Source organism: Nocardia sp. XZ_19_231 (genome assembly GCF_015355705.1).
GTDB classification, from domain to species: domain Bacteria; phylum Actinomycetota; class Actinomycetes; order Mycobacteriales; family Mycobacteriaceae; genus Nocardia; species Nocardia salmonicida.
Genome location: NZ_JACUZI010000002.1, coordinates 258706 through 281751 on the forward strand (window position 1 = coordinate 258706; position 23046 = coordinate 281751).

The following is a 23046-nucleotide window of genomic DNA, read 5'->3' on the forward strand; positions in this document are numbered from 1 at the left end:
CGCTACCAGTCTTTTCCGCGGTCGATCAGATCCAGCAGGTAGCGGCCGTAGCCCGAGCGCACCATCGGTTCGGCGAGCTTGCACAGCTGTTCGTCGGAGATCAGGCCGCGTCGCCACGCCACTTCCTCCGGCACGCCGATCTTGAGGCCCTGACGTTCCTCGATGGTGCGCACGTAATTGGCGGCGTCGAGCAGGGAGTCGAAGGTGCCGGTGTCGAGCCAGGCGGTGCCGCGCGCCAGCACGTCGACGCTGAGCCGGTTCTGCTCGAGGTAGGCGCGGTTGATGTCGGTGATCTCGTACTCCCCGCGCGCCGACGGGCGCAGCTCGCGGGCGATCTCGACCACGTCGTTGTCGTAGAAGTAGAGGCCGGGGATGGCGTAGTTCGAGCGCGGGACCTTCGGCTTCTCCTCGATGGAGACCGCGCGGCCGTGGTCGAACTCCACCACGCCGTAGGCGGTGGGGTCCTTCACCCAGTAGGCGAACACCGCGCCGCCGTCGACGTCGTGGAAGCGTTCCAGGCTGGCGCCGAGACCGGGTCCGTGGAAGATGTTGTCGCCGAGGACCAGCGCCGCGGGTTCGGTGCCGATGTGGTCGGCCCCGAGGACGAAGGCCCGCGCGAGGCCGTCGGGTTCGGGCTGCACCACATAGCTGATCGCGACGCCGAACTGACTGCCGTCGCCCAGTAATCGGGAAAACGCGTCGGCGTCCTCCGGCGTGGTGATCACCAGAATGTCGTCGATCCCTGCCAGCATGAGGGTGGACAGCGGGTAGTAGACCATGGGTTTGTCGTAGACCGGGACGAGCTGCTTGCTCACCCCGCGCGTGATCGGGTGCAACCGTGAGCCGGTGCCGCCCGCCAAGATGATTCCGCGCATAGGTGGCAAGTCTGCCAGTTCCGTCCTCCTCAGCGTCGGGGAGGTTCCGACACGTCGGCGAATTGGTCACGAAGGTTTGGTGACCGGGCGTGTCGGGCGATAACTGAGACAGACATGACGCTCATCTGATTATGTGAGTGTCGATGTGTGAAACATCACTGTGTTAGATGTCAGCGCCGACATCCGATCCGGGGGGCTTACGCCTGGTCTGGGGTCGACGCGCCAGCTGTGAGGTAGGTGCGCGATGGTAACCACGAAGATCACCGGCGTGATGGGTGGGCTCGCGCCCGTGGCCCCGATCGGCACCACGAGTAGGCCGGAGCCGGGCATCATCGTCAACTCCGGCCGGACCAGCACCTCCTCGCGAGTCCTGATGGGTGCCTGCCTCGGCCTGATCGGACCGCTGCTGCGCACCGTGCCCATCAACCGGGCCACCATCCCGGTCGGCGCCGTCGCTGTCGACCTGTTGTCGCGGCTGCGACCCGAACCCCACGGCATCGAACGCGAGCAGATCCAGCTCAGCGATTTCAAGATGGAGATGGTGCGGCCCGCGGGCGGCTCACGCGCACTGCGCCACGGCGCGGTGCTGTACATGCACGGCGGCGGATTCGCGGTCTGTGGATTGCAGACGCACCGCGCGATCGTGGCCGGACTGGCACGGCGCACCGGGCTGCCCGTCCTCAATGTCGAATACCGGCAGCTGCCCGGTTCGATCGACGCCTCGGTCGACGACTGTGTGCTCGCCTACCGCTGGCTGCTGCGCCACGGCGCCGATCCGTCGCGCATCGTGTTCGCCGGTGATTCGGCCGGAGGGTTCCTGACCTTCGCCACCGCGATCCGCTCCCGCGAGATCGGCCTGCCGCTGCCCGCCGCCCTCGTCGGCCTCAGTCCGCTGCTCGATCTCGACTACCGGGCCAAAGAGGGGTACGTCAATGTCAACCGGGACGCCTACCTTCCGCTGAAAGGGCTCGAGGCGGTTGTCCACCTCGGCGCCGAGCACGAAGGTCCGCTGGATCCCGCGCTGTCGCCGGTCAACGCCGACCTGGCGGGAATGCCGCCGGTCCTGCTCATCGCGGCCGAAGACGAACTGCTGCGCTACGACTGTGAACTGATGGCCCATCGGCTCACCGCCGCGGGCGTGCCGAACACGCTGGAGCTGTGGCGTGGGCAGGTGCACGCGTTCATGAGCATCCTGCCGAGCATGCCGGAGAGTCGTTCGGCGCTCGGCCGGGTGGCCAAGTTCGTTCGCGGCGCGGTGGAACCGGCCCAGCGGGCGCGCACGGCCTGAGAACGGCTCGGGCGGTTCTGATCACGGTCGGCCGACCGAGCCACCCTCATCACTCGGACACAAAGAAGCGGCCCCAGCTCGGATTTCTCCGGGCCGGGGCCGCTTTCCTTCTGTCCTACGGCGAAATTACTTGGCCGGGGGGGTGAAGGGCTGGCTGATCGTGGCGAAGTACTGGATCGCAGCACCGATCGCGACCGGGGCGGTGACGAAGATCTGGCCCAGGATGACGCCGAGGGCGCCGATGCTGGTAGCGCCGACGACGCAACCCGCGAGCGGGCCCGCGCCGAACAGGGCGAGCAGCACGCCGGTCGCGACCAGGCCGATCGCCGCACCGGTGACACAACCGATGGCAGCGCCAGCGAGGCCACCGCCCAGGGTGCCGATGGTGGCGCCCATGGAGATGGTGGAGGTCAGACGGCTCCAGGCGGCCTGCTCACGCTCGTACTCGGTCTTCCACGGCGCCACGTTCTCGTAAGGCAGGGCGACGGGCTTGTAGACAGCCTGGGCCGGGTCCAGCTGCGGGGTCAGGGTCGCGGTGTTGCCCGAGATCTCGGCCGCGATCGGCAGCTCGAACTCGTCGAGGCGGAAGGTCAGCGGGGTACCGGCGACGGTGGTGCCGTTGGCAGCCTTGATCTTGAAGGCGCCGTCTTCGACGACCAGCGAGCCCGCGTCGGTGGTGATGACGGACTTGGAACCGTCGACAACCTCGGCGGAGTAGTTGATCGGGGCGGCCTCTTCGACCGGCGCGGCGTTGACAGTGCCGGCAGCAACGCCCATGGCAGCGATCAGCAGCGCCGACGTGGCGGCGAATTTCCTCATCAGCATTTTTGTTGAACCTCAAGTTTGGAGCGTGCGGAGGGGACGTGTAGATCAAAAGCTCTCGCAGCTAACCAGAGGTGAACCCGCTGTGACTGTTAGTTCAAGTTTTGTTCACCATTGATACTCCGATGCCGGTGCGCTGATAGAAACCTGAGCGTTGACCGGGGTTTTTCTCAGTAAAACCAACTCCTAGTCTTAACCTACTTGCAGGTAGTATGACATAGATCACAGTGTAAATAGCGGCCGGGTCACAGGTCAGAGACGTTCCAGCAACGCATAACGGCAGCCCTTTCGTCACGAGGGCTCTAGGAATGCCCGTATCGTTGACCGAGTGCGAGTGCTCGTAACCGGCGGGGCCGGGTTCATCGGTGCGAATTTCGTCCAGCAGACCGTGGCCACGCGCCCGGATGTCCAAGTGACCGTGCTCGACGCGCTCACTTACGCGGGCAACCGGTCGTCGCTGGATCCGGTAGCGGATCGGATCGAATTCGTGCACGGCGATATCGCCGATCTCGACCTGGTCGACAATCTGGTCAGCGGGGTGGACGCGGTCGTGCATTTCGCCGCCGAATCCCACAACGACAACTCCCTGGCCGAGCCGTGGCCGTTCGTGCAGACCAATATCGTCGGCACCTACTCGCTGCTGCAAGCCGTGCGTCGCCACGATGTGCGCTACCACCACATCTCCACCGACGAGGTGTACGGCGATCTCACCCCCGACGAGCCGGGTTTCACCGAATCCACCGCCTACAACCCGTCGAGCCCGTATTCGGCGACCAAGGCGGGTAGCGACATGCTGGTTCGCGCCTGGACCAGGTCTTTCGGTATCCGCGCCACCCTGTCGAACTGCTCGAACAACTACGGCCCGTACCAGCATGTGGAGAAGTTCATCCCCCGCCAGATCACCAATCTGATCGACGGGGTGCGCCCGCGCCTGTACGGCGCAGGTCATCAGGTGCGCGACTGGATTCACGTCGAGGACCACAATCGCGCGGTCTGGGACATTCTCGAGCGCGGCCGCACGGGTCGGACGTATCTGATCGGGGCGCAGGGCGAGCTCGATAACCTCACTGTCGTCCAGCTCATCCTGCAGGCATTCGATCGCGAGCCCACCGATTTCGATCATGTGACCGATCGCCCCGGCCACGACCAGCGCTACGCCATCGACGCGAGCCTGCTGCGCGAGGAACTGGGCTGGTCACCGCGCTACGCGGACTTCCGGGCCGGCCTGGCCGACACCGTCGCCTGGTACCGCGACAACGAGAACTGGTGGCGACCGAAAAAAGCCGATACCGAACGCGCCTACGTGGCCGCGGGCGAAAAGACGCTGTAACCCCCACCGTCGTCTGGGGAATTATCCCCAGACGACGGTGTAATACGTTGCGGCGGTAGCGATAAGCGCGAAAGTCGACGCACAGGCCACGGTGATGGCGGTTCCGCGGGTCGGGATCACCCCGTCGGCATTCGAGAGCCGCAGCGGTACCACGCGGGCAAGTACGGCAAGCGCCATGATCGCCAGCGGCACGAAATACCGGCCCTGTACACCGTCGATGATATAGAAATCGACCGGCGTGAACGACATGTACAGCGTCACATAGATCATCGCCACACTCGCGAGCACCGTGAGCGCCACGATCAGCGTGCGACGGAAAGTGGCTGTGGCAGTACTCATTCGGTCGATGATCCCGAAACTTACCGCGAAGGCGAGCAGGCACGCCAGCATCGAAATCGCGGGCACGTCCACATACGCGAAGCCGAGTTCACCGAAGAACTGGTTGAACCAGCGATGGTCGCGCAGCGCGATACTCTCGCCGAAGGTGTGCACGAATTGCACCGGGTCGCTGAGGATTCCCCTGAGCTGATCGCCGGGTCGCACCTGACCCCACTGGTGCGGCGGACGCATCAGGCCCATGCCGTCGCCGGTGGGCGCCGCGATCTTCGTCCAGGCGAGGAAAAGCACACCGCCGGTCACCGCGAATGCCCACGGCACGAATTTCAGTTTTCCCGTGAAACCGAGCCGGTCGGCGGGGACAACGACGACGAGCATCGCCAGCAGCACGTAGGTCGGTTTACTCAGCGGCAGCGCGATCGTCGCGGCGAGCAGTGCGGCGGTTTCGGCTCGGTGCAATCGATCACCGACGAAAAGCGCTTTCAGCAGCAGCGCCGACACCATGATAGCGAGTGCGTTGGTGAGCGTGTCCGCGGTGACGGTGCCCGCCTGGAACAGTGCGATCGGCAGCACCGCGACGGTGAATACCAGCCACTGGCTACGCCGCTCGCGCAGCGCGAAGAGCCCGAATCCGACCACCGCGAGATAAGCCACCAGCCCGGCGAACCGTGACAGCAAATACATGCCACCCACGTTGAGGCCGAGCGCCTCGCCCAGCCGAATGCCGACGGCCGCAGGCACATACGGCACCGGCGAGTAGGCGGCGGTGTTGGTGAACCACATCTGCCGTGTAGTCGAGGAGATCTCGGCCGCGCCGAGCCGGTCGTAGGCGCCGGGGTCGGCCACCATCGCGTCGGGCTCTTCGGGGTTGTCGTTGTAGTCGTGGAACGCGTAGCCCATCAGCACGTCGACGGAGACCGGAATCTGCCCGCCGTAGGCCACACCGCGGTCGTCGACGATGCGCTGGGGGAACACCCCACCGTGCGCGACCTGGTAGGCGCGGCCGAACTGGGTGATCTCGTCGTGGCCCCAGAAGGCGGGCGTGAGCACGGCGAACACGGCACCGAACACGGTCGCGACCATCGCGAACGCCACCGTCGCGGCGCCGAACCGCTGGGTCAGCCCGCGCACCGGCGCCAACGCTCGATCCTTACGCCCGGGGGTCTTGCTGAGTTCGACAGCGGTCGTCTCGGGCTCGGTAGAGGTGGTCACCGAGGCTCTCCGGCCGCGACGTCCTCACGCACCCCGGCGGCCGAATAACGCAGGTAGACCAGGCGCGCCGTCTCATGGCGCGAGCGACGGATGCCGTCGAGGATCAGGCCGGCGGTCCAGGCGAGGCTGCCGAGCAGCAGCAGCGTGAAGGCCAGGAACAGCGTCGGGAACCGTGCCACCAGGTGGGTGTTGTAGTAATCGATCACGATCGGCACGGTCAGGATGACCGAGATCAGCCAGGCAACGGTGCCGAACAGGCCGTAGAACGCCACCGGGCGTTCGTGGCGGGCCAGGCCCAGGATCAGCGCGAGGATCTTGGTGCCGTCGCGATAGGTGCGCAGCTTGGACTCGCTGCCCGCGGGGCGGTCACGGAAACCGACCGACACCGAGGTCTGCGGCACGCGCAGGTGCAGCGAATGCACGGTCAGTTCGGTCTCGATCTCGAATTCCCGCGACACCGCGGGGAAGCTCTTCACGAACCGGCGCGAGAACACCCGGAAACCGCTCAGCATGTCTTCGACGTTCTCGCCGAAGACCTTGCCGACCACGCCGTTGAGCACCTTGTTGCCGGTCTCGTGGCCGCTGCGATAGGCGCTGGCATCGTCGGCGTCCTGCTTGCGCACGCCGAGAATGTGGTCGTAGGGGCCCTCGAGCAAAGTCTTGATCATCAGCGGAGCGGCCGACGCCTCGTAGGTGTCGTCGCCGTCGATCATCAGATAGACGTCGGCATCGATATCGGCGAAGGCGCGGCGCACCACATTGCCCTTGCCCTTGGTGTTCTCGTAGCGCACGATCGCCCCGGCCTCGCGGGCACATTCGGCGGTGCGGTCGGTGCTCAGATTGTCGTAGACATAGACGACGATCCCCGGCACGGCGGCTTTGAGGTCGGCGACGACCTTGGCGACCGCGGCCTCTTCGTTGTGGCAGGGAACCACGGCGGCAATGCGAAGCTCGGTGGAGTCCACCCGGGTCAATCCTCGGAGTTAGGCAGCAGTGGGACACCGGGAGGCTACAGGATTTCTGGCGGCGCGGGCGCCGCGTGTTCGCGGCCCTGAGGGGCCGCCGGTCAGGCACCGTTGCTTGCTCCTTCGTCGCCTACGCAACGGCGCCTGACCGGCGACCCGGCCGCGAACCGGCCACTTCGTGGCCGCCCCTCCCTAAGGGTCGGGGGTGGGGTTGGCTACCGTCATGGCGTGTCGCAATCAGTTGAACCGCCTGCTGTTCCCTTCATGTCGAAGGTGATAGCGGGATTGCGGCAGGGTGCGGCGTTCCTTGTTGTGGGGGCGGTCGGGTTTCTCGTCGATGCGGGGACTTACAACCTGTTGGTGTTCTGGGGTGGGGGATTCTCCTTCTCCGAGGGTGTGCTCTATCACTCACCGCTGGTCGCCAAGATCATCGCGATCGTGGTGGCCACGGTGGTCACCTACTTCGGGAACAAGTGGTGGACCTACTCGCACCGCAAGTCGGACAGCCCCGCTCGCGAATATCTTTTGTACGCGATCGTCAATGTGGTAGCGATCCTCCTGCAACTCGGCTGCCTCGGGTTTTCCCGATATGTGCTCGATCTGTCGTCACCGCTGGCGGACAACATTTCCGCCACCGTGGTCGGCCAGACGATGGCAGTCGTATTCCGCTATTGGGCCTACAGCAAATTCGTTTTCACCGGCTCGTCGGCAAGCGATGAGCAACACGCGCGGGGTGCGGCTACACCTCACTGACCACGCGAGGGCGGCGCGCGATTGATATCCTCGCCCCGCCCGCCGCGACGCCCACTTTTACGTGACTCCCTGCGCCGGCGCAGTCGATACCGAGAATTTCGAGGACTTCATGGAGCAGTCGGCTACCAAAGCCGTGACCGAATCGAACGATCGGCGCGAGGCCGCGCCCGCATCGCTGCGGGGTGAACACTCAGCGCCCGAGCGGCTCGTGCTGGCGCGAGGCATCTTCACCGGGCCGTCGGCCCGGGTGAGCGATGACCTCTACGCGGTCGTCAAGGGGGGTGCGGCGGTCCGTGAACGGCACTCGCTGCACCTGCCGAAGGGCGCGACCGCACACACCAACACCTACTTCGGCCGGTTGGCTGCCAGTTACTGGCAGCGTTGGACCACTGTCACCGAGGTGTCGGTGGGTGCGCAGCTGACTGTCGGTGACAAGGCGAACGTGCGCCTGGTGGCCTCCGATATCGCCGGGCACCGCCGCATCATCGCCTCGCTGGTGGCCACCAGCAGCGGGTACGTCTCGCTCACCGCGCCGCTGGATCAGTACGTCGACGGTGGCGCGCTGTGGCTCGAGTTCGATGCCGTCGGGGGCGAACTCGACATCACCGAGCTCGCCTGGACCGCGCAGGCGCCCGAGAAGGTCCGCCCGGTCGCCATCGCGATCTGCACCTTCAACCGGGCCGAGGACTGCGCGCACACCGTCGCCGCGCTGGCGTCGGACGCGACCGTGCTGGCCGCGATCGACGCGGTGTACGTCGTGGACCAGGGCACCGATCTGGTCGAGGATCGCCCGCTGTTCCAGCAGGTCCGCCCTGATTTCGGCGACAAGCTGCGCTACATCCGCCAGCCCAACCTCGGCGGAGCGGGCGGCTTCACCCGTGGCCTGTACGAGGTGTCGGCGGCCAACGAGCACGCCGACGTCATCCTGATGGACGACGACATCCTGTGCGAGCCCGAGACCGTCCTGCGCCTACAGGCGTTCGCCAACCTGACCGTCGAACCGACCCTGGTCGGCGCGCAGATGCTGTTCCTGCTCAACCCCGACTACCTCAATGTCGGCGCGGAAGAAGTGCATCTGCACGAGCTCAAGCACGGCCAGAAGGTGCCGAAGGCGCTGCGCAACACCTCCATGCTCAAGAAGAACCAGGAGCGTCGCGTCGACGCGGGCTACAACGCCTGGTGGACCTGCCTGATCCCGGCGGAGGTGGTCGCCAAGATCGGGCTGCCGGTGCCGATCTTCTTCCAGTGGGACGACGTGGAATACGGCATCCGGGCGCGCGAGCACGGTTTCGTCACCGTCACGCTGCCCAACGCCGCCGTCTGGCACGCCGACTTCTACTGGAAGGACTACGACGACTGGGCGCGGTACTTCTCCACCCGTAACTCGCTCATCGTCGGCGCCCTGCACACCGATCTCGACGGCAAGGCGATCACGCGCGAGTTCTTCCGCTACATCGCCGAGCACCTCGTCGGCATGCAGTACGGGCTGGTGCACACCACCCTGCAGGGCATCGAAGACTTCCTGAAGGGCCCGAAGGCGTTGCGCGACGGCGGTATCGACGCGCTCGCCGCCGCCCGCAGCACTCGCAACGACTACCCCGAAACCATCAAGCACCCCGCGGCCACCCCGCCGGTGAACTCCGCCGACATCTCCGTGCGCCGGGCCAGCGGCGAACCGAGCCGCGTCAACCTGGTGCTGATCAAGCGCGCGATCACCCAGTGGACCGGCCGCACCCAGCCCGGTCTCATCGGCGTCACCCGCGAGGACGCGCACTGGTGGCACATCGGCCTGTTCGAGCACGTGGTGGTCACCGACGCTTCCCAGTCCGGCGTGCGAGTGCGTCGCCGGGACAAGGCTCGTGCTCGTGCACTGCTCATCCGCGCCTACCGCACCTTGCGCAAGCTCCGCAAGGAACTCCCGGCATTGCAGGCCGAATACCGCAGGGCCGTACCGGAACTCACGAGTCGTGAGAACTGGGCGCGACTGTACGGCATCGACCCGAGCTGACCCATGACCCGTTTCGTCCGGCCCGCCTCCGCTGCTGACGCGGAGGCGGCCGCCGGGCTGCTCGCCGAATTGCACGCGCATTTCGAGGTGGACCGTCCGGCCGACATCGTGCGCCGTGCGCGGCGGGTTGCCGAGGATGCCCGGCGACCGGTGCTGCTGATCGTCGACGGCGAAACGCCGGTCGGCTTCGCGACCTACGACGTATTCCAACCGGCCAAGTGGGGGCCGGGTGGGCTACGGATCTCGGAATTCCTGATCACCGAGTCGGCGCGCGGTACCGGTGCGGGTGCCATCCTGCTGGCCGAATTGCAGAAGGTCGCGCGTGCCGCGGGTGTTTCGGTGAGTGAGCCCAATCAGGCTGCGCCCGATGTGTTCACGACGGTGGAGCGCTATGTCGGTTCCCATGTCATCAACTTCGCTTACGAGCGGCGTCGTGCCGAGCACTGGTTGTCGCTCCGTGCGGAGGCAGCGGAAAAAGGCTGGCCCGCACCACGTCTCAACGACCTGTGGCACACCGAACTCCACGACGATCCCGAGCCCGGCCACCTGTATGCCGAGGGTGAGGTCCCGTTCATCCTGCTGCCAGACGGCCGGGTGGTCACCGCACGATTCCGGACGATCTATGTCAAGGAATACCTCGGTCACGGCCCGGAGAACCGCTGGACGCTGGCCCTGTCCGGGAGCGAGTTGCGCTCGGTGGGTGGCGGGCTGGAGATCGACCACAGCTGGTCACGAGCGGAGAACCGTCCCGCGCTCGCGGTGCCCATGGACGACGGTCGACTCATGGTGAATTACTCCTACTACGCCAGCAATCACTTCGGCTCCGACCGGGGCACCATCGACTACTTGATCGATCTGGCCGAGGCCACCGTGTCCCAACGCGACTACGTCACCTTCGAACAGGACTAGCGAGATCATCAGGCACTGACGCGGTTCGGCTATCGGCCGTTGTTCGCGTGAGTGCCTGATGATCGACTGCTCGGCCTCAGCGGCGGCCGCGTTCGCGGTAGTTCTTCCGATGCTGTTTGCTGATGTCGCGCCAGACTCGTTCGCGTTCGGCGGCCAGGCGCTTGTCGGTGCGGGCCGCCATCCACTCGTTCTCCCTGGCGAGTTTGCGATAGCTGGTCAGCCTGCGTTCGGTGATGGTGCCATCGGCCAGTCCGGCCTGGACCGCGCAGCCGGGTTCGGTCTCGTGGGCGCAGTCGGCGAAACGGCAGTCGGCGGCAAGGGATTCGATGTCGCTGAAGGTCTTGCCGATACCTTCAGCGGCGTCGTAGAGGCCGATGCCTCGCAGTCCGGGAGTGTCGATGAGCGTGCCGCCGCCGGGTAGTGGTCGCAGCTCACGGTGCACCGTGGTGTGGCGGCCTTTGCCGTCCACCGCGCGAACCGCGTTGGTGGCGAAAACTTCCGCGCCGAGCAGCGCGTTGGCGAGGGTGGATTTGCCCGCACCGGACGGCCCGATCAAGGCGACGGTGCCGCTGAGTACAGCGGTGAGCACATCGAGACCGACCGCGACGGCGGCCGAGACCGCCACCACGGTCGCGCCGGGCGCGACCGCACGCACCTCGTCGAGCGGAAGGTAATCCGCCGCATCGGCTTTGGTGAGCACGACGACCGGCTGGGCGTTGCTCTCCCAGGCCAGCGCCAGCATCCGTTCGATCCGCCCCAGATCGACATCACCGTCGGCGGCAGAACAGATCAGCACGGTATCCACATTGGTGGCAAGCACCTGGGCCACCGAGCGCCCCGACACCGACGATCGCATGATCGCCGAGCGCCGTGGGAGCAGTTGTCGCACAGTGCCTTCGGCATCGAGTCCGACCCAGTCGCCGGTGCACAGTCCGGTGATGTCACGCGGGCAGGAAGCGCGCGCCTGGCCGTGCGGCGTGACCACATCGCATTCGCTGCGGTCCATCCGGACGATGCGGGCAGGCGCGAGATCGCCGAGGAGCGGCAGATATTCAGAAGCTACGGCTTCGGTCCAGCCGTAAGGGACGAGCAGGTCGTAGTCGACCATCGTAAGAAATCCTTCGTCGGGTGCCGAACCCGAACGACGGGTTCAGCGAGGAGAGGTGATGTCCGGAGCAACCTGGGCAGGCGCACAATCGCGCCGCCCGGCCACGGCAATCCACACGCGTGTACTCACGGACATCCACCTCCTCTCCAACGTTCGATTTCCTCACTCTGCCCCAACGCTCCGGGGCAGAGCAACCTCTTTTCGCCTCGGCGGCGCCGATATGTGTCAGCGCTTGCCAGGTCGACTGTGCAACAGTCGATTACGGAACGAAGACCTCGGTGGTCTGGGGAAGGTTGGGCTTGTCGGTGCGGACCGTGACCTGGACCCGACCGGGGCCGGTGTTCGCGATCACATCCTGGACCGGGTAGGTGCTGGTCTTGTCGGCCGGGATGAAGCGGGTCACCGAGCCGGTGGCGCCGTTGTCCAGGTTCTTCCAGTCGACGACGACGTTCACATCACAGGCCAGCAAGGTGGGTGCCCAGTTACCGAGCGGGGAGAATCCCTGCGAGAGGGTCAGCGCGATGCTGTGGGTGGCGCCGGGGGCCACGCTAGGGGAATTGAGCGGTCCGTCGAACGCCGTGCCCGCCACGTTCAGGATGCCGACGCAGACGCCGTTGCCCAGGGTTGCCACCGGTGCGGTCCGAAGTTGGTTCATCACGCAGGAGCGTGGGCCGACATTGGACCAGCCGAGCTGGCAAGTGTCGTCCGCTTGGGCGGTGCCGGGTGCGGCGAGACAGAGCGCGGCGCCTGCGAGCACGGTCGCCGCGGCGGAGGCAAAACTCTTTGCAAAGGTCACGTTTCGCATAGTAAGACCGAACCGCCGATTGTTGCCAGAGGGAACTACCCCCTAGTTTCAGGGGCTAGTCCGGTTTGCCGAAGTGCTCGTTGCGACCGAGAGACCGCAGCCGGAACCATTCCTTGAGCCCGGCCGGGTCGCGGCGAGTCACCAGGAAGAACCAGGAGAAGCGGATCCACTCCTGCGGCAGCAGCTTGCGCATACCGGGCTGCGACATCAGGTAACCGCGATTGCGGTAGGTGAAGTAGCGCTTCACCGGGTCGTCCGGGTACTGGGTGTGCATCCGCCCGCCCAGGATCGGCTTGAACTCCTCGGCACCGTTGGGATGCAGGTAGGCGGTCTGCAGGCAGGTGCCGAACGGCAGCCCGGAGCGGACGAGGCGGCGATGCACCTCCACCTCATCGCCACGCACGAACAGGCGCAGGTCGGGCACACCGATCAGATCCACGGCCTTCGCCGAGATCAGCGCGCCGTTGAACAGCGACGCGATGCCGGGCAGGAAGTCCTCGTCACCGAGCTCCGAACGCAGTCGCCGCCACACCACGCCACGGCGCAGCGGGAACGCGAGACGATCCGGTTCGTCGATATCGCAGACCACCGGCGACACCTCGACCAGGTTGTGCCTGCGCGCGCAATCGATCAGTTTCGCGAGCACTTCGGGGCCGTCGGGGCGGCCGTCGTCGTCGGCCAGCCACACCCAGTCCGCGCCCTGGGTGAGCGCGTGCAGCATGCCGAGCGCGAAACCGCCCGCGCCGCCGAGGTTGTGGCGTGAGCCCAGGTAGGTGGCCTCGATCGGCTGCTGTGCGACCAGCTCGGCCACCGCGTCCTCGTTGGCATTGTCGACGACGATCAGATGGTCGACCGGACGTGACTGCGAGGCAAGCACTTTCAGCGATTCGGCGAGCAGCTCGCGGCGCTTGTGCGTGACGACCACCGCGATGATCCGCGCGGTCGGGCCGGTGTCGGTCGTGATGTCGGCGGGTTCCGCGCCGACCGGCAGCTCCGCGTCGTCGGCCAGCACAACGGCTTGCGCGGGCTCGGGATCATCGGGCAGCACAGCGGCAGGTTCGACGGGTGCCGGAGTCGCCTCTAGTCGGTCGGTCATGCTGAACCCACCCGGCACGGCAGCCGGGGCAGCCTCGTCACGTTGACCGCTCATACCTGATTCTGCTCCAGCTTCTTCTCGCCCGCCGCGCCGTCGGCGCCCTGGGTTTCCAGATCGCGCAGCACCTGTGCCACATGATTACCCGCCTCGGGCCCTTCATACGCTCGCACAACGTCCTCGATCCCGCCCTGTTCGCGGATCTGACCGTGGTCGATCCACATCGCGGTATCGCAGAGTTGGGCGAGGAATTCGTTGGAGTGGCTGGCGAACACGAGGATGCCCGACCGCGCGACCAGCGACTGCAGCCGCGTGCGCGCCTTCTTCATGAACTCCGCGTCGACCGCGCCGATGCCCTCGTCGAGCAGCAGGATCTCGGGATCGATCGAGGTGACCACACCCATCGCAAGCCGCACCCGCATACCGGTGGAGTAGGTGCGCAGCGGCATCGACAGGTATTCGCCCAGCTCGGTGAAGTCGGCGATCTCGTCGATCTTGGCCATCATCTGCTTGCGCGTCTGGCCGAGGAACAGGCCGCGGATGATGATGTTCTCGTAGCCGGAGATCTCCGGGTCCATGCCGACGCCGAGGTCGAACACCGGGGCCACCCGGCCGCGGATGCGCGCACTGCCGCGCGAGGGTTCGTAGATGCCCGACAGCAGGCGCAGCAGCGTCGACTTGCCCGCGCCGTTGTGGCCGACCAGGCCGACCCGGTCGCCTTCTTTGAGCGAGAGGTTGATGTCGCGCAGCGCCTCGACCACCACCACGTCGGAGCTGTTGCGCCCGATCGCGCCGCCCGCCTTGCCGAGGAACGCCTTCTTCAGCGACCGCGACTTGGCGTCGAAGATCGGGAACTCGACCCACGCCTCATGGGTTTCGATACTCACACGGCTCATCGAGAACTGCTCCTAAACCCAGTACGGGACGCGGGCACGGTACTGCTTGAGCGCCAGGACCGCGACGGCCCAGCCGACGACGGTGAACGCACAGACGACCGCCCAGTGATGCCACTCCGACGGTTCGCCGAGTAGGGGAGCGCGCACGATCTCCAGGTAGTGATAAGTGGGGATGATCTCGAGGAGCTTGGCGCGGTCGCCCGCGCCGCCGACCGAGTTCTCCAGCGCCTTCGTCGACCACATCACCGGGGTCAGCACGAACAGCATCAGCGTCATCGAGCCCAGGATCGGGGCGATATCGCGGTAGCGGGTGGAGAAGATGCCGAAGACGATCGTCACCCACATGGCGTTGAGGAACAGCAGCAGGATCGCGGGGATCACCAGCAGGAACGACCAGTCCAGATCGCGCCAGATCGAGAACGCCACCACCAGCACCGCGTAGATCGCCGCATTGTGGGCGAAGAACAAGAACTGGCGCCAGACCAGGCGATAGACGTGCACGCTCAGCGCCGAGGGCAACTGTTTGATCAGTCCCTCGTTGGCGATGAACACATCGGAGCCCTCGAGAATCGAAGCCTGGATGACGTTCCACACGATCAGACCGACCGTCACATACGGCAGGTATTCGCTGATCGGCTGATCCAGCAGCGTCGAATACAGCAGGCCCATCGCCAGCGCCTGCAAACCGGTCGCGATGGTGATCCAGAACGGACCGAGCACCGAACGGCGGTAGCGCTGCTTGATGTCCTGCCAGCCCAGCGACAGCCACAGCTCGCGCTGATGTAGACCGTCCCGCATGTCTTTGAACGCACGCCCGAAGGTCTGCGAATCCGACACCATCGGCGTCTTCACCAGCAGCGGCGCGTCGGCGGTGTGCTCGGCAGCGGCGGCTTCGGCCAGCTCTGCCTCGGTGGGGGTGTCTTGGGGATGCACGGGGCTCTCTTCGGTACGCGCGTCACTGCGATCGGAGACCGAATCAGGACGAGCGGCAGCGGCGGGCACGGTCCCCGACCTTACAGGGTTGTTTTCCGGCTGGCGCCGGGTGTTCGCGGCCCCGGGGGGCCTCGATCTTCCCTCCCTCCGGGTACTCCTTCGTCGCACCCTCCACTCAGTCCAGATCGAGGCGGGCCGCGAACAAGAGACTCGGGGGGTTTACAGGTACTGACCGCCGCCCACATGGCCGCCTGCCTTGGCGTCGCCCGCGTGCATTCCCGGCGGCAGCGCACCCTGGCGCATCTGCTCGAGCTGGGCGCGGGCGGCCATCTGCTGGGCGAACAACGCGGTCTGGATGCCGTGGAACAGGCCCTCCAACCAGCCGACGAGCTGAGCCTGGGCGATGCGCAGTTCCGCGTCAGAGGGCACCGAGTCGTCGGTGAAGGGGAGGGTGAGGCGTTCGAGTTCCTCGCGGAGTTCCGGGGCGAGGCCCTGTTCGAGTTCGCGGACCGAGGACTTGTGGATCTCCTTGAGGCGCGAGCGGCTGGCGTCGTCGAGCGGTGCGGCGCGAACCTCTTCGAGAAGCTGCTTGATCATCGTGCCGATGCGCATCACCTTGGCGGGCTGCTCGACCATGTCGGTCAGCGACTCGGCCGACTCGCGCGCGGCCTTCTCGTCGTCGGGCACGACCTGTGCGGTGAACGCGGACGCGCTGTCGGCGTCGGCGGGCACGGTCAGTGGACGGCCGTCGGGACCGATCACGACGATGGATTCGGGGACATCCTCCGAGTGCGTCATATCCCCATCATTGCGCGTGCGCCGGCTTCGCGCTAAAACCCCTACGCGGTTACACCGGGAGGCCCCCTGCCCTTAAAGTGGCCACCATGACTTATGACGTCGCGAGGGTTCGGGGCCTGATACCGTCCCTGGGCGACGGCTGGATCCATCTGGACCCGCAGGCGGGAATGCTGGTTCCCGATTCGGTATCTCGCGCCGTCTCAACGGGTTTCCGTACCTCCTCGTTTTCCCACATCGGCCGCCACGGTGCGGCATCGCGCAGCGGCGCGATCCTCGACGCCGCCAGGGAAGCGGTCGCCGATCTGGTCGGCGGAGATCCGGCCGGCGTCGTGCTCGGCCCTGATCGTGCGGTACTGCTGGCCTGGTTGGCCGAATCACTGAGCTCACGCCTGGGCCTCGGTACCGGCATCGTGCTCTCCCGCCTGGACGACGAGGCCAACGTCGCCCCGTGGCTGCGCATCGCCAACCGGTACGGCGCGCATGTGCGCTGGGCCGAGGTGGAGATCGAGACCTGCGAGATGCCGTCGTGGCAGTTCGAGGAGCTGATCGGCCCCACCGCGCGCCTGGTCGCGCTCACCGCCGCATCGCCGATCGTGGGTTCGGCGCCCGGCGTCCGGGTGGCGGCGGATCGGGTGCACGACGTGGGCGGCCTGCTGGTGGCCGACGCGTTCGGCGCCGCGCCCTACGCGCTGATCGACATCGACGACCTCAATGCCGACGTGGTCGCGCTGAGCGCACCGTCGTGGGGCGGGCCGCAGGTGGGCGCGCTGGTTTTCCGCGACCCCGCGTTCCTCGACCGCATCCCCTCGATGTCGCTCAACCCCTATGCCAAGGGTGCTGAACGCCTCGAAGTGGGCGGACATCAGTACGCCCTGCTGGCCGGGCTCACCGAATCGATCGACTTCCTCGCCGGACTCGACGAACGCGCCACCGGCACCCGCCGCGAACGCCTCGAGATGTCGATCACCTCGCTGCAGGACTATCACGACCAGCTCTTCGACCACCTCATGCAGGTGCTGGAGAAGGTCGACAATCTCACCGTGATCGGCCGCGCCTCCACCCGCATCCCGACGGTCAGTTTCACGATGGCCGGGATGCAGGCGGAGAAGGTGGCGGCCAAGCTGGCCGATGCCAGGATCGGCACGGTCAGCGGCGTACACGGCGGGAGTCGACTGCTCGACGCGCTCGGCGTGAACGATGAGGGCGGTGCGGTGACGATCGGTCTGGCGCCCTATACGACCCGCCACGAGATCGACCAGCTCGGTCGCGCCCTCAGCGCCCTCGAATAACCCGTGGCTCTGTCAGTCGCCTACGCGCAGGATCACCTTGCCGAAGGTCTGTGACTCGTCGAGCATCTCGTGCGCGCGGGCGGCCTCTGTGACCGGCAGTTCGGTGGAGATCACCGGAACGATCTCGCCCGCCACTACCTGCGGCCACAGCTGGGCGCGGACCGCCGCGATGATCTCGGCCTTACTGCCCGGACCCATTCGTGGGCGGCTGCGCACATTCGTCGCGTGCACCGAGCCCCACTTGCGCAGCAGCGCCGCGACATTCAGCTCGCCGGTAGTGCCGCCCTGCATGCCGATCACCACCAGCTGTCCGTGCGGGGCAAGCGCTTCCACATTGCGTTGCAGGTAGACCGCACCCATGTTGTCGAGGATCACGTCGGCGCCGCCCTCGTCCGCGACCACCGCGACGAAGTCCTCGGTCCGATAGTTGATCAAGATCTCCGCCCCCAGTTCGGCACACTTGGTCAGCTTCTCGGCCGACCCGGCCGTCACCGCCACCCGCGCCCCGAGCCCTCGCATCACCTGGATCGCGTGTGTCCCGATCCCGCCGCCGCCACCATGGATCAACACCAGCTGCCCCGACCGCACACCCGCCGTCATCACCAGATTCGACCAGACCGTCGCCGCCACCTCCGGCAACCCCGCGGCCGCGATCGCGTCCATCCCCTCCGGAATCGGCAGCAGCTGCGTCACCGGCACCGCCACCAACTGCGCGTACCCACCCCCCGCCAGCAACGCGCACACCCGATCCCCGACCTGCCAGTCCGCGACCCCCGCCCCCAGCTTCACAATCGTCCCCGAACACTCCAACCCGAGTATCGAACTGGCGTCGGCAGGCGGCGGATAGAAACCCTTCCGCTGCATCACATCAGCCCGATTGACCCCCGCCGCAGCAACTTCCACCAACACCTCACCGGGCCCCGGCTCCGGATCGACCGCCACGGTCCACTCCATGACTTCCGGCCCGCCGAACCCGTTCAGTTGAATCGCATACATGGGTGCAATCCTGCCCCCGCCGACGTCACGGAACCAGAACCCACGCCGCCTCTGATCTGCCGATCAGCTACGATCCAGGGCAGGGAGACGTGGCAGAGCGGCCGAATGCACTCGCCTTGAAAGCGAGCATGGGTAAAACCATCGGGGGTTCAAATCCCTCCGTCTCCGCCAAAGACCGCAGGTCAGCCAGTGGACTTTTGCAATCTGCTGCCCGACCGAGAGGTGCTGCCGATGCCGACGCCCGCCTGTCCCGCCGCGGTTCGTCCCGATGTCGAGACACTGTGGCAGTACAACCAACTCGACCATGACATGCGACCGACCGACGTCGGCATCGGTCTCGGTAGCCATGATCTAGGCGTCGCCACCCAGACCGCCCAGCTCTATCAGGCCGGCATGTTCCCGCTCATCGTGTTCACCGGCGCGAACGCCCCGACAACAGTCGAACGATTCCCGCGCGGCGAAGCCGTGCACTACAGGGAACACGCCATCGAGCGAGGAGTGCCCTCTGAGGCGATCCTTCTCGAACCGAAAGCCGAGAACACCAGCGAGAACATCGATTTCACCCGCGCCGTGCTCGCGGATCACGGACTGGCCGACTCGATCCGAAGCGCAACCCTCATATCGAGGCCGTACCAGCAGCGACGCAGCTACGCCATATTTCGCAAGCACTGGCCGGAGGTCGAGGTCATCTGCTCGTCCCTCCCGCTCGAACTCGACGAATACATTGCCGCTATCGGCGATGCCGATCGGGTCATCGACACACTGGTCGGCGACACCCAGCGCCTCTGGCTGTACCCCGAGCGCGGTTGGGCTATCGAACAAGATGTCCCATCTGCCGTGAAGGACGCCTACGACCGACTCGTCAACGCCGGGTACACCTCTCGACTCCTTCCCGCTTGACCTACGGCAGCACCACGCGGTCGGCCGCCGGGCCGAATCCGAGCAAGGGGTATCCGACGCACGATCAGCGGGATGAGCGCGCACTCCAGTTCGCTGGAGCCCGCCAGGTGATGTAGCCGCATGGACGATCCCGGGCGGTACCGACCGAGCGGAGTTCGTCCTGTTCGCGCTAGGAGGAGGTCTGGCGTGCCGATCGGGCGTGCCTGGTGAGGAATTCCAGCTCGACTCGGAGCACGTCGGAGTGGTCGATCCCGCCGTGATAGACGTCGTAATGCCCGCCGCGGCTGCGGTAGAGCTCGCCGCGGGGTGCTCGCGCGGCGGCCTGGGTGGCGGGTCCGGTGGGGGCCATAGTGTCGGATTCGGCAACGACCATCAGTAGAGGGCATCGGATGCGGTGGGCGATTCGGACGGGGCGATGGACAGCGATCTCGAGCAGTGATCGTGCGGTGATGCGGTTGGGCCAGGGCTCGCCGTCGGTGGGGGTGAGTCGATGCAGTCCGGTCAGTGAGTCTTCTGTCGCGATCACGCCGAGGCTGTCGGGTCCGACGCTGAGCGGCAGGTATTTCGGCGGGTTGCCGACGACGCCCGAGAGCGCGTCAGCCACTGCGGTGGCGGTCAGGCGCAGCGCACGCGGTAGAGCCACATTCCCCATCCCGGCCAATCCGTCGACGAGGGGACATTGCGCGATGGCTCCGGCCAATGCCGGATCGGTAGCGGCGATATCGAGAATGTGCATGCTGGCGAAGGAGGTTCCCCAGATGAACAGCCGGTCGTTGTCGATCGCGGCGTGGCGGCGCGCCCATGCGAGAGCGGTGCGGTAATCCTCGCGCTGGCGGCGGATCGACAGCAACTCGCGTGGTTCGCCGCCCGAGCGGCCCCAGTGCCGGTAGTCGAACACGAGGGCCGCGAATCCGTTGTCGGCGAAGAACTCCGCGAACGGTGCCAACCCGGCCGCCTTGACTCCGCCGATGCCGTGCGCCATCACTACCGTCGGATGCGGAGCCGGTGACGACGGCAGGTACAGCCAGCAGTCCAGTTCGGTGTCCGCGCCTGCGGGGATACGCACGTGCTCTCGGGTGGTGTTTGTCATCGCTGGTCCTTCGCGTTGGAGTTAACTGTGATGGTGCCGCCCGCGGATCGGGCGAGATCGGGGCCGAACAATGCGCCGGGGGTTAACGCGCCAGGGCTGCCGTCGCCGTCCGCGAGCCGGGCCGCGACCGTGGCCGCGACGCGGCTGGTGATTGCGTAGCTCTCAGCCGCCTCCAACCGAACGCTGGCCAGCACCGCCGGGCCCAGGCCGTCCACGACGGGTATCGCCGCGACTCCCACGGATCACGATCCGATGCTCGCTGGTGAGCGTCTCGGCACTGATACTTCGCCCGGCGCAGCCGGCCGCGCCGATGATCCAGATTTCAGCCATGGACATACGCTACGTTGTGTCGCGTATGTCTGACAAGGGGTAATCCGCTACAATTCGTAGCGTATGTCTGACAAGGAAAAATCCGCCGGGATGGGCCGACCCCGCAATACGGCCTTGGACACCGCCATCGCCACCGCCGTCGAACAGTTGTTGCTGACAGACGGTTACAGCGCAGTCACCATCGACCGAGTCGCTAACGTGGCCGGCACCACACGCACCGCGCTGTACCGCCGATTCCCAGGCCGCGTCGCCCTGATCGCCAGCGCCCTGGCCGTGCATTTCGGCACCGATCCAGCACCTGACACCGGCACCCTGCGCGGCGACCTGATCGAGCTGCAACGTCTACAGGTCGAGTTCTTCCGCACGCCGATCGTCGCAGCAGGCATCGCCGGCCTGCTCGGCGACATCAGCGGCGACCCGCAATGGAGTGCGTTGTTCCACGAAGCCTTCATGGCGCCACGCCGCCGATCCACCCAGGCAATGTTCCAACGCGCCGTCGACCGCGGCGAGATCCCACCGTTCACTCACCCCACCGTCGTCTTCGACATCCTGACCGGCCCCCTGCTGCTGCACGCAATGCTTCCGGCCACCGGCCCCCTCGACGACGCCCTCGTCGCCGCCACCGCCGAAGCGGCCCTGCACCTCCTCAACGCCGGCATTCGCGACGCGTAATCCGTCATACATGGTCGGCCCCATCGGCCGAGGCCGGATCGCATCCGCTGAGAGTTCGGTAGATAATCGAACGTATGTGCGAATCGATCCGGCTCTATCTGCGCAATGGGCGCTGGACGGAACCGGCTCCCCGCTACTGTCCGAACGGTCACCGGCTCGGCCCCGGCCGGGTACTCATCGGAGCGGTGCCCTGTATCCGGATCGGCGGTCACCATCGAACGCACACGTGCCGGGTCTGCCTCACGACGACCTACACCCCACCGCTGCACGCCGACTGTGATCACTACTCATAGAAATAACCACTCCCGAAGGTGCCATGCAGTGGTCGCAACTCCGGCGCCGCACTCGTACGCGCGCTGGTCTGGGAGGAGATCAGCCCGAAGCGGCGCGCAGATGAGTTGGCTCCCGCCCGACATCGCCCGCGTAGTGCTGAGCGGGCTCACCGGGTACGTCGACACACCAGGCACAACGGTGCACGATGTCACCGGGTCGCCGGCCCGCGACTACCACCGGTGGGCCGCCGACCACGTCGCTGATTTTCGCTGACTACCCTTCGTCCCACGCCTGGATCGAGGTCTGGTCGACAATGCGGCCCTCGCGCAGATTGGCCATCGAATGCGCCAGAACGCGAGTGCCGTCCGGGTAGCGGCACGATTCCACGAAGGCGATGTGGTCGCCGTCGATCAGGACGCTATCGAGAGAGTGGGTCATCTCCCTGGCGCACACGTCGTCGAACATCGCGCTGATCGCCGAGCGGCCGTGCATCACCCGGGGATGGCTGGGTTGGTCGCGGTGATCGACCATGCGGATCTCGGCATCGTCGCTGTAAAGCGTCAGCAGTGTCGCGGCATCGCGGCTTTCGATTCCGCGGCGCAGTGCATCGGCATCGAATCCTGAGCTGGACGCGGTGCTCATCTGGGTCTCCCTCGCTCGTCGAAACGAGCCGGACCAGGGCGATTCGGCCCGTACGAGAACCCTACGCTCGCCCGCGACCGGGCGAAACCCGTTCGGACCTCCAGCCGCCCACCGGATGGTGGGCGGCTGTTCGACTGATCGAACGGTGCGCTGTGGGCTAGGGCGCCTCGCGGCGTCGGTCGTCGATCCCCTCGGTGTCGACGCGCAGCTGCTCCTCCGAGCGCACCATCGAGTCGTCGGTGTGCCTGGCCTGCGCGGGGTTGCCGTGGGTCATCGGCATCTCGTCATCGGGGCGGATCTGCTGGCGACCGTAGGTATTCCACCCCGCGGCCCGTGGATCCACGTGATAGTGCTCGAACAGCTCCTGCTCGGACTGCGCGCTGATCCGGCCGCCTTCATCGAGGTGGGGCGCGGACTTCACCTGCTCCTTGGCGACATGCAGGTGCAGGGCGTTGTCGTCGGCCCGATGCTCGGCGCCTGCCAGCGGTACCAGCGAGTCGTGGCTGAACAGTCCGGTCGAGACAGCGGCCCAGGTCGGCGAGCCGGAGTTGTTGTCGATGTAGATCTGCTTGACCTTGCCGATCTTGTCGCCGTGATCGTCATAAGCGGTGGCGCCGATCAGCGATTCCAGGGTTGCCTTGGTCATGATGATTCCCTCCTACCTGACGCGGAGGCCGAACGCGGACATGTGAGGTCCGTTCGTCGGTCCCGCTGGGTTGTTGG

At 66.3% G+C, this 23046-nt stretch carries 24 protein-coding genes and 1 tRNA gene; 10 read left to right on the plus strand and 15 right to left on the minus strand.

What is annotated here, in order from left to right; genetic code table 11:
- Positions 1-2: 2 nt before the first annotated feature.
- A complete protein-coding gene (gene rfbA, locus IBJ82_RS08395; RefSeq protein WP_194825415.1) occupies positions 3-875 on the minus strand; it encodes a glucose-1-phosphate thymidylyltransferase RfbA in 873 nt (290 codons plus the stop codon).
- A gap of 244 nt (positions 876-1119) precedes the next feature.
- Between rfbA and IBJ82_RS08400 the strand changes: the two genes are divergently transcribed.
- Positions 1120-2163: an alpha/beta hydrolase gene (locus tag IBJ82_RS08400; protein WP_194825416.1), complete on the plus strand. Its 1044-nt coding sequence runs from the start codon at positions 1120-1122 to the stop codon at positions 2161-2163.
- A 126-nt stretch (positions 2164-2289) separates the two neighbouring features.
- Here IBJ82_RS08400 and IBJ82_RS08405 read toward each other — a convergent pair whose 3' ends face one another.
- The gene (locus IBJ82_RS08405) at positions 2290-2988 is read right to left on the minus strand and encodes a hypothetical protein (protein ID WP_194825417.1); all 699 of its coding nucleotides are present in this window, start codon (positions 2986-2988) and stop codon (positions 2290-2292) included.
- A 325-nt stretch (positions 2989-3313) separates the two neighbouring features.
- On the opposite strand from IBJ82_RS08405, the gene rfbB reads away from it, so the two are divergent.
- Positions 3314-4315 carry a dTDP-glucose 4,6-dehydratase gene (gene rfbB, locus IBJ82_RS08410; RefSeq protein ID WP_194825418.1) on the plus strand — a complete coding sequence of 334 codons (1002 nt, stop codon included), beginning with the start codon at positions 3314-3316 and terminating at the stop codon, positions 4313-4315.
- Between the two features lie 21 nt (positions 4316-4336).
- Here the strand turns inward: rfbB and IBJ82_RS08415 are convergent, their stop codons facing one another.
- Positions 4337-5863, minus strand: a complete 1527-nt coding sequence (locus tag IBJ82_RS08415) for a DUF2142 domain-containing protein (RefSeq protein ID WP_194825419.1) — start codon at positions 5861-5863, stop codon at positions 4337-4339.
- Entirely contained in the window at positions 5860-6828 is a 969-nt protein-coding gene (locus IBJ82_RS08420) for a glycosyltransferase family 2 protein (protein ID WP_194825420.1), read from the minus strand. Before IBJ82_RS08420 ends, IBJ82_RS08415 begins: the two co-directional genes overlap by 4 nt.
- A 228-nt stretch (positions 6829-7056) precedes the next feature.
- Between IBJ82_RS08420 and IBJ82_RS08425 the strand changes: the two genes are divergently transcribed.
- The 3 genes from IBJ82_RS08425 (at position 7057) to IBJ82_RS08435 (ending at position 10498) form a co-directional block, all read left to right on the plus strand.
- Positions 7057-7581: a GtrA family protein gene (locus IBJ82_RS08425; protein WP_370585223.1), complete on the plus strand. Its 525-nt coding sequence runs from the start codon at positions 7057-7059 to the stop codon at positions 7579-7581.
- A gap of 109 nt (positions 7582-7690) precedes the next feature.
- Complete coding sequence (locus IBJ82_RS08430; RefSeq protein WP_194825421.1) at positions 7691-9589, plus strand: glycosyltransferase; 1899 nt, start codon at positions 7691-7693, stop codon at positions 9587-9589.
- Positions 9590-9592: 3 nt separating this feature from the next.
- Entirely contained in the window at positions 9593-10498 is a 906-nt protein-coding gene (locus tag IBJ82_RS08435; RefSeq protein ID WP_194825422.1) for a GNAT family N-acetyltransferase, read from the plus strand.
- A 76-nt stretch (positions 10499-10574) separates the two neighbouring features.
- Here IBJ82_RS08435 and rsgA read toward each other — a convergent pair whose 3' ends face one another.
- The 6 genes from rsgA to IBJ82_RS08465 form a co-directional block, all read right to left on the minus strand.
- Complete coding sequence (gene rsgA / locus IBJ82_RS08440; RefSeq protein ID WP_194825423.1) at positions 10575-11606, minus strand: ribosome small subunit-dependent GTPase A; 1032 nt, start codon at positions 11604-11606, stop codon at positions 10575-10577.
- A 259-nt stretch (positions 11607-11865) separates the two neighbouring features.
- Positions 11866-12402 carry a hypothetical protein gene (locus tag IBJ82_RS08445; protein ID WP_228536807.1) on the minus strand — a complete coding sequence of 179 codons (537 nt, stop codon included), beginning with the start codon at positions 12400-12402 and terminating at the stop codon, positions 11866-11868.
- A 64-nt stretch (positions 12403-12466) separates the two neighbouring features.
- The gene (locus tag IBJ82_RS08450) at positions 12467-13561 is read right to left on the minus strand and encodes a glycosyltransferase (RefSeq protein WP_228536808.1); all 1095 of its coding nucleotides are present in this window, start codon (positions 13559-13561) and stop codon (positions 12467-12469) included.
- Entirely contained in the window at positions 13558-14400 is an 843-nt protein-coding gene (locus IBJ82_RS08455) for an ABC transporter ATP-binding protein (RefSeq protein WP_194825424.1), read from the minus strand. Before IBJ82_RS08455 ends, IBJ82_RS08450 begins: the two co-directional genes overlap by 4 nt.
- A gap of 12 nt (positions 14401-14412) precedes the next feature.
- Positions 14413-15240: an ABC transporter permease gene (locus IBJ82_RS08460; protein WP_194826168.1), complete on the minus strand. Its 828-nt coding sequence runs from the start codon at positions 15238-15240 to the stop codon at positions 14413-14415.
- Positions 15241-15552: 312 nt separating this feature from the next.
- A complete protein-coding gene (locus tag IBJ82_RS08465) occupies positions 15553-16131 on the minus strand; it encodes a bacterial proteasome activator family protein (RefSeq protein ID WP_194825425.1) in 579 nt (192 codons plus the stop codon).
- Between the two features lie 86 nt (positions 16132-16217).
- Here IBJ82_RS08465 and IBJ82_RS08470 point away from each other — a divergent pair, with 86 nt between their 5' ends.
- On the plus strand, positions 16218-17420 hold the full coding sequence (locus tag IBJ82_RS08470) for a cysteine desulfurase-like protein (protein WP_056822759.1): 1203 nt from the start codon (positions 16218-16220) through the stop codon (positions 17418-17420).
- Positions 17421-17432: 12 nt separating this feature from the next.
- Here IBJ82_RS08470 and IBJ82_RS08475 read toward each other — a convergent pair whose 3' ends face one another.
- Positions 17433-18416 (minus strand): NAD(P)H-quinone oxidoreductase, encoded by a 984-nt coding sequence (locus IBJ82_RS08475; protein WP_194825426.1) that lies wholly within the window; start codon positions 18414-18416, stop codon positions 17433-17435.
- 83 nt (positions 18417-18499) lie between these two features.
- Between IBJ82_RS08475 and IBJ82_RS08480 the strand changes: the two genes are divergently transcribed.
- Together IBJ82_RS08480 and IBJ82_RS08485 are read left to right on the plus strand one after the other, a co-directional pair.
- A tRNA-Ser gene (locus IBJ82_RS08480) sits at positions 18500-18587 on the plus strand.
- Between the two features lie 60 nt (positions 18588-18647).
- Entirely contained in the window at positions 18648-19316 is a 669-nt protein-coding gene (locus IBJ82_RS08485) for a YdcF family protein (protein ID WP_194825427.1), read from the plus strand.
- Positions 19317-19485: 169 nt separating this feature from the next.
- Here the strand turns inward: IBJ82_RS08485 and IBJ82_RS08490 are convergent, their stop codons facing one another.
- Together IBJ82_RS08490 and IBJ82_RS34600 are read right to left on the minus strand one after the other, a co-directional pair.
- Positions 19486-20406 (minus strand): alpha/beta hydrolase, encoded by a 921-nt coding sequence (locus tag IBJ82_RS08490; protein WP_194825428.1) that lies wholly within the window; start codon positions 20404-20406, stop codon positions 19486-19488.
- Positions 20403-20621, minus strand: coding sequence for a hypothetical protein (locus IBJ82_RS34600; RefSeq protein WP_228536809.1), 219 nt, complete (start codon positions 20619-20621; stop codon positions 20403-20405). Before IBJ82_RS34600 ends, IBJ82_RS08490 begins: the two co-directional genes overlap by 4 nt.
- Positions 20622-20799: 178 nt before the next feature.
- Between IBJ82_RS34600 and IBJ82_RS08500 the strand changes: the two genes are divergently transcribed.
- Together IBJ82_RS08500 and IBJ82_RS08505 are read left to right on the plus strand one after the other, a co-directional pair.
- A complete protein-coding gene (locus tag IBJ82_RS08500; protein WP_194825429.1) occupies positions 20800-21408 on the plus strand; it encodes a TetR/AcrR family transcriptional regulator in 609 nt (202 codons plus the stop codon).
- A 393-nt stretch (positions 21409-21801) separates the two neighbouring features.
- Positions 21802-21954, plus strand: a complete 153-nt coding sequence (locus IBJ82_RS08505; RefSeq protein ID WP_194825430.1) for a hypothetical protein — start codon at positions 21802-21804, stop codon at positions 21952-21954.
- Here the strand turns inward: IBJ82_RS08505 and IBJ82_RS08510 are convergent, their stop codons facing one another.
- Both IBJ82_RS08510 and IBJ82_RS08515 read right to left on the minus strand, forming a co-directional pair.
- Positions 21955-22323 (minus strand): nuclear transport factor 2 family protein, encoded by a 369-nt coding sequence (locus IBJ82_RS08510; protein ID WP_194825431.1) that lies wholly within the window; start codon positions 22321-22323, stop codon positions 21955-21957. It lies immediately after the preceding gene.
- Positions 22324-22480: 157 nt separating this feature from the next.
- Positions 22481-22969, minus strand: a complete 489-nt coding sequence (locus IBJ82_RS08515; protein WP_228536810.1) for a PRC-barrel domain-containing protein — start codon at positions 22967-22969, stop codon at positions 22481-22483.
- Between the last annotated feature and the right edge of the window lie 77 nt (positions 22970-23046).

Excerpts from the sequence above, each read along its gene's own strand:
- IBJ82_RS08465 (WP_194825425.1), bottom strand. The coding sequence starts at position 16,131 with ATGACGCACTCGGAGGATGTCCCCGAATCCATCGTCGTGATCGGTCCC.
- IBJ82_RS08510 (WP_194825431.1), bottom strand. The coding sequence starts at position 22,323 with ATGAGCACCGCGTCCAGCTCAGGATTCGATGCCGATGCACTGCGCCGC.
- rsgA (WP_194825423.1), bottom strand. The coding sequence starts at position 11,606 with ATGGTCGACTACGACCTGCTCGTCCCTTACGGCTGGACCGAAGCCGTA.
- IBJ82_RS08490 (WP_194825428.1), bottom strand. The coding sequence starts at position 20,406 with ATGACAAACACCACCCGAGAGCACGTGCGTATCCCCGCAGGCGCGGAC.
- rfbA (WP_194825415.1), bottom strand. The coding sequence starts at position 875 with ATGCGCGGAATCATCTTGGCGGGCGGCACCGGCTCACGGTTGCACCCG.
- IBJ82_RS08485 (WP_194825427.1), top strand. The coding sequence starts at position 18,648 with ATGCCGACGCCCGCCTGTCCCGCCGCGGTTCGTCCCGATGTCGAGACA.
- IBJ82_RS08460 (WP_194826168.1), bottom strand. The coding sequence starts at position 15,240 with ATGGTGTCGGATTCGCAGACCTTCGGGCGTGCGTTCAAAGACATGCGG.
- IBJ82_RS08455 (WP_194825424.1), bottom strand. The coding sequence starts at position 14,400 with ATGAGCCGTGTGAGTATCGAAACCCATGAGGCGTGGGTCGAGTTCCCG.
- IBJ82_RS08450 (WP_228536808.1), bottom strand. The coding sequence starts at position 13,561 with ATGAGCGGTCAACGTGACGAGGCTGCCCCGGCTGCCGTGCCGGGTGGG.
- IBJ82_RS08515 (WP_228536810.1), bottom strand. The coding sequence starts at position 22,969 with ATGACCAAGGCAACCCTGGAATCGCTGATCGGCGCCACCGCTTATGAC.
- IBJ82_RS08505 (WP_194825430.1), top strand. The coding sequence starts at position 21,802 with ATGAGTTGGCTCCCGCCCGACATCGCCCGCGTAGTGCTGAGCGGGCTC.
- IBJ82_RS08475 (WP_194825426.1), bottom strand. The coding sequence starts at position 18,416 with ATGTATGCGATTCAACTGAACGGGTTCGGCGGGCCGGAAGTCATGGAG.
- IBJ82_RS08405 (WP_194825417.1), bottom strand. The coding sequence starts at position 2,988 with ATGCTGATGAGGAAATTCGCCGCCACGTCGGCGCTGCTGATCGCTGCC.
- IBJ82_RS08500 (WP_194825429.1), top strand. The coding sequence starts at position 20,800 with ATGTCTGACAAGGAAAAATCCGCCGGGATGGGCCGACCCCGCAATACG.
- IBJ82_RS08430 (WP_194825421.1), top strand. The coding sequence starts at position 7,691 with ATGGAGCAGTCGGCTACCAAAGCCGTGACCGAATCGAACGATCGGCGC.
- IBJ82_RS08470 (WP_056822759.1), top strand. The coding sequence starts at position 16,218 with ATGACTTATGACGTCGCGAGGGTTCGGGGCCTGATACCGTCCCTGGGC.
- IBJ82_RS08400 (WP_194825416.1), top strand. The coding sequence starts at position 1,120 with ATGGTAACCACGAAGATCACCGGCGTGATGGGTGGGCTCGCGCCCGTG.
- IBJ82_RS08435 (WP_194825422.1), top strand. The coding sequence starts at position 9,593 with ATGACCCGTTTCGTCCGGCCCGCCTCCGCTGCTGACGCGGAGGCGGCC.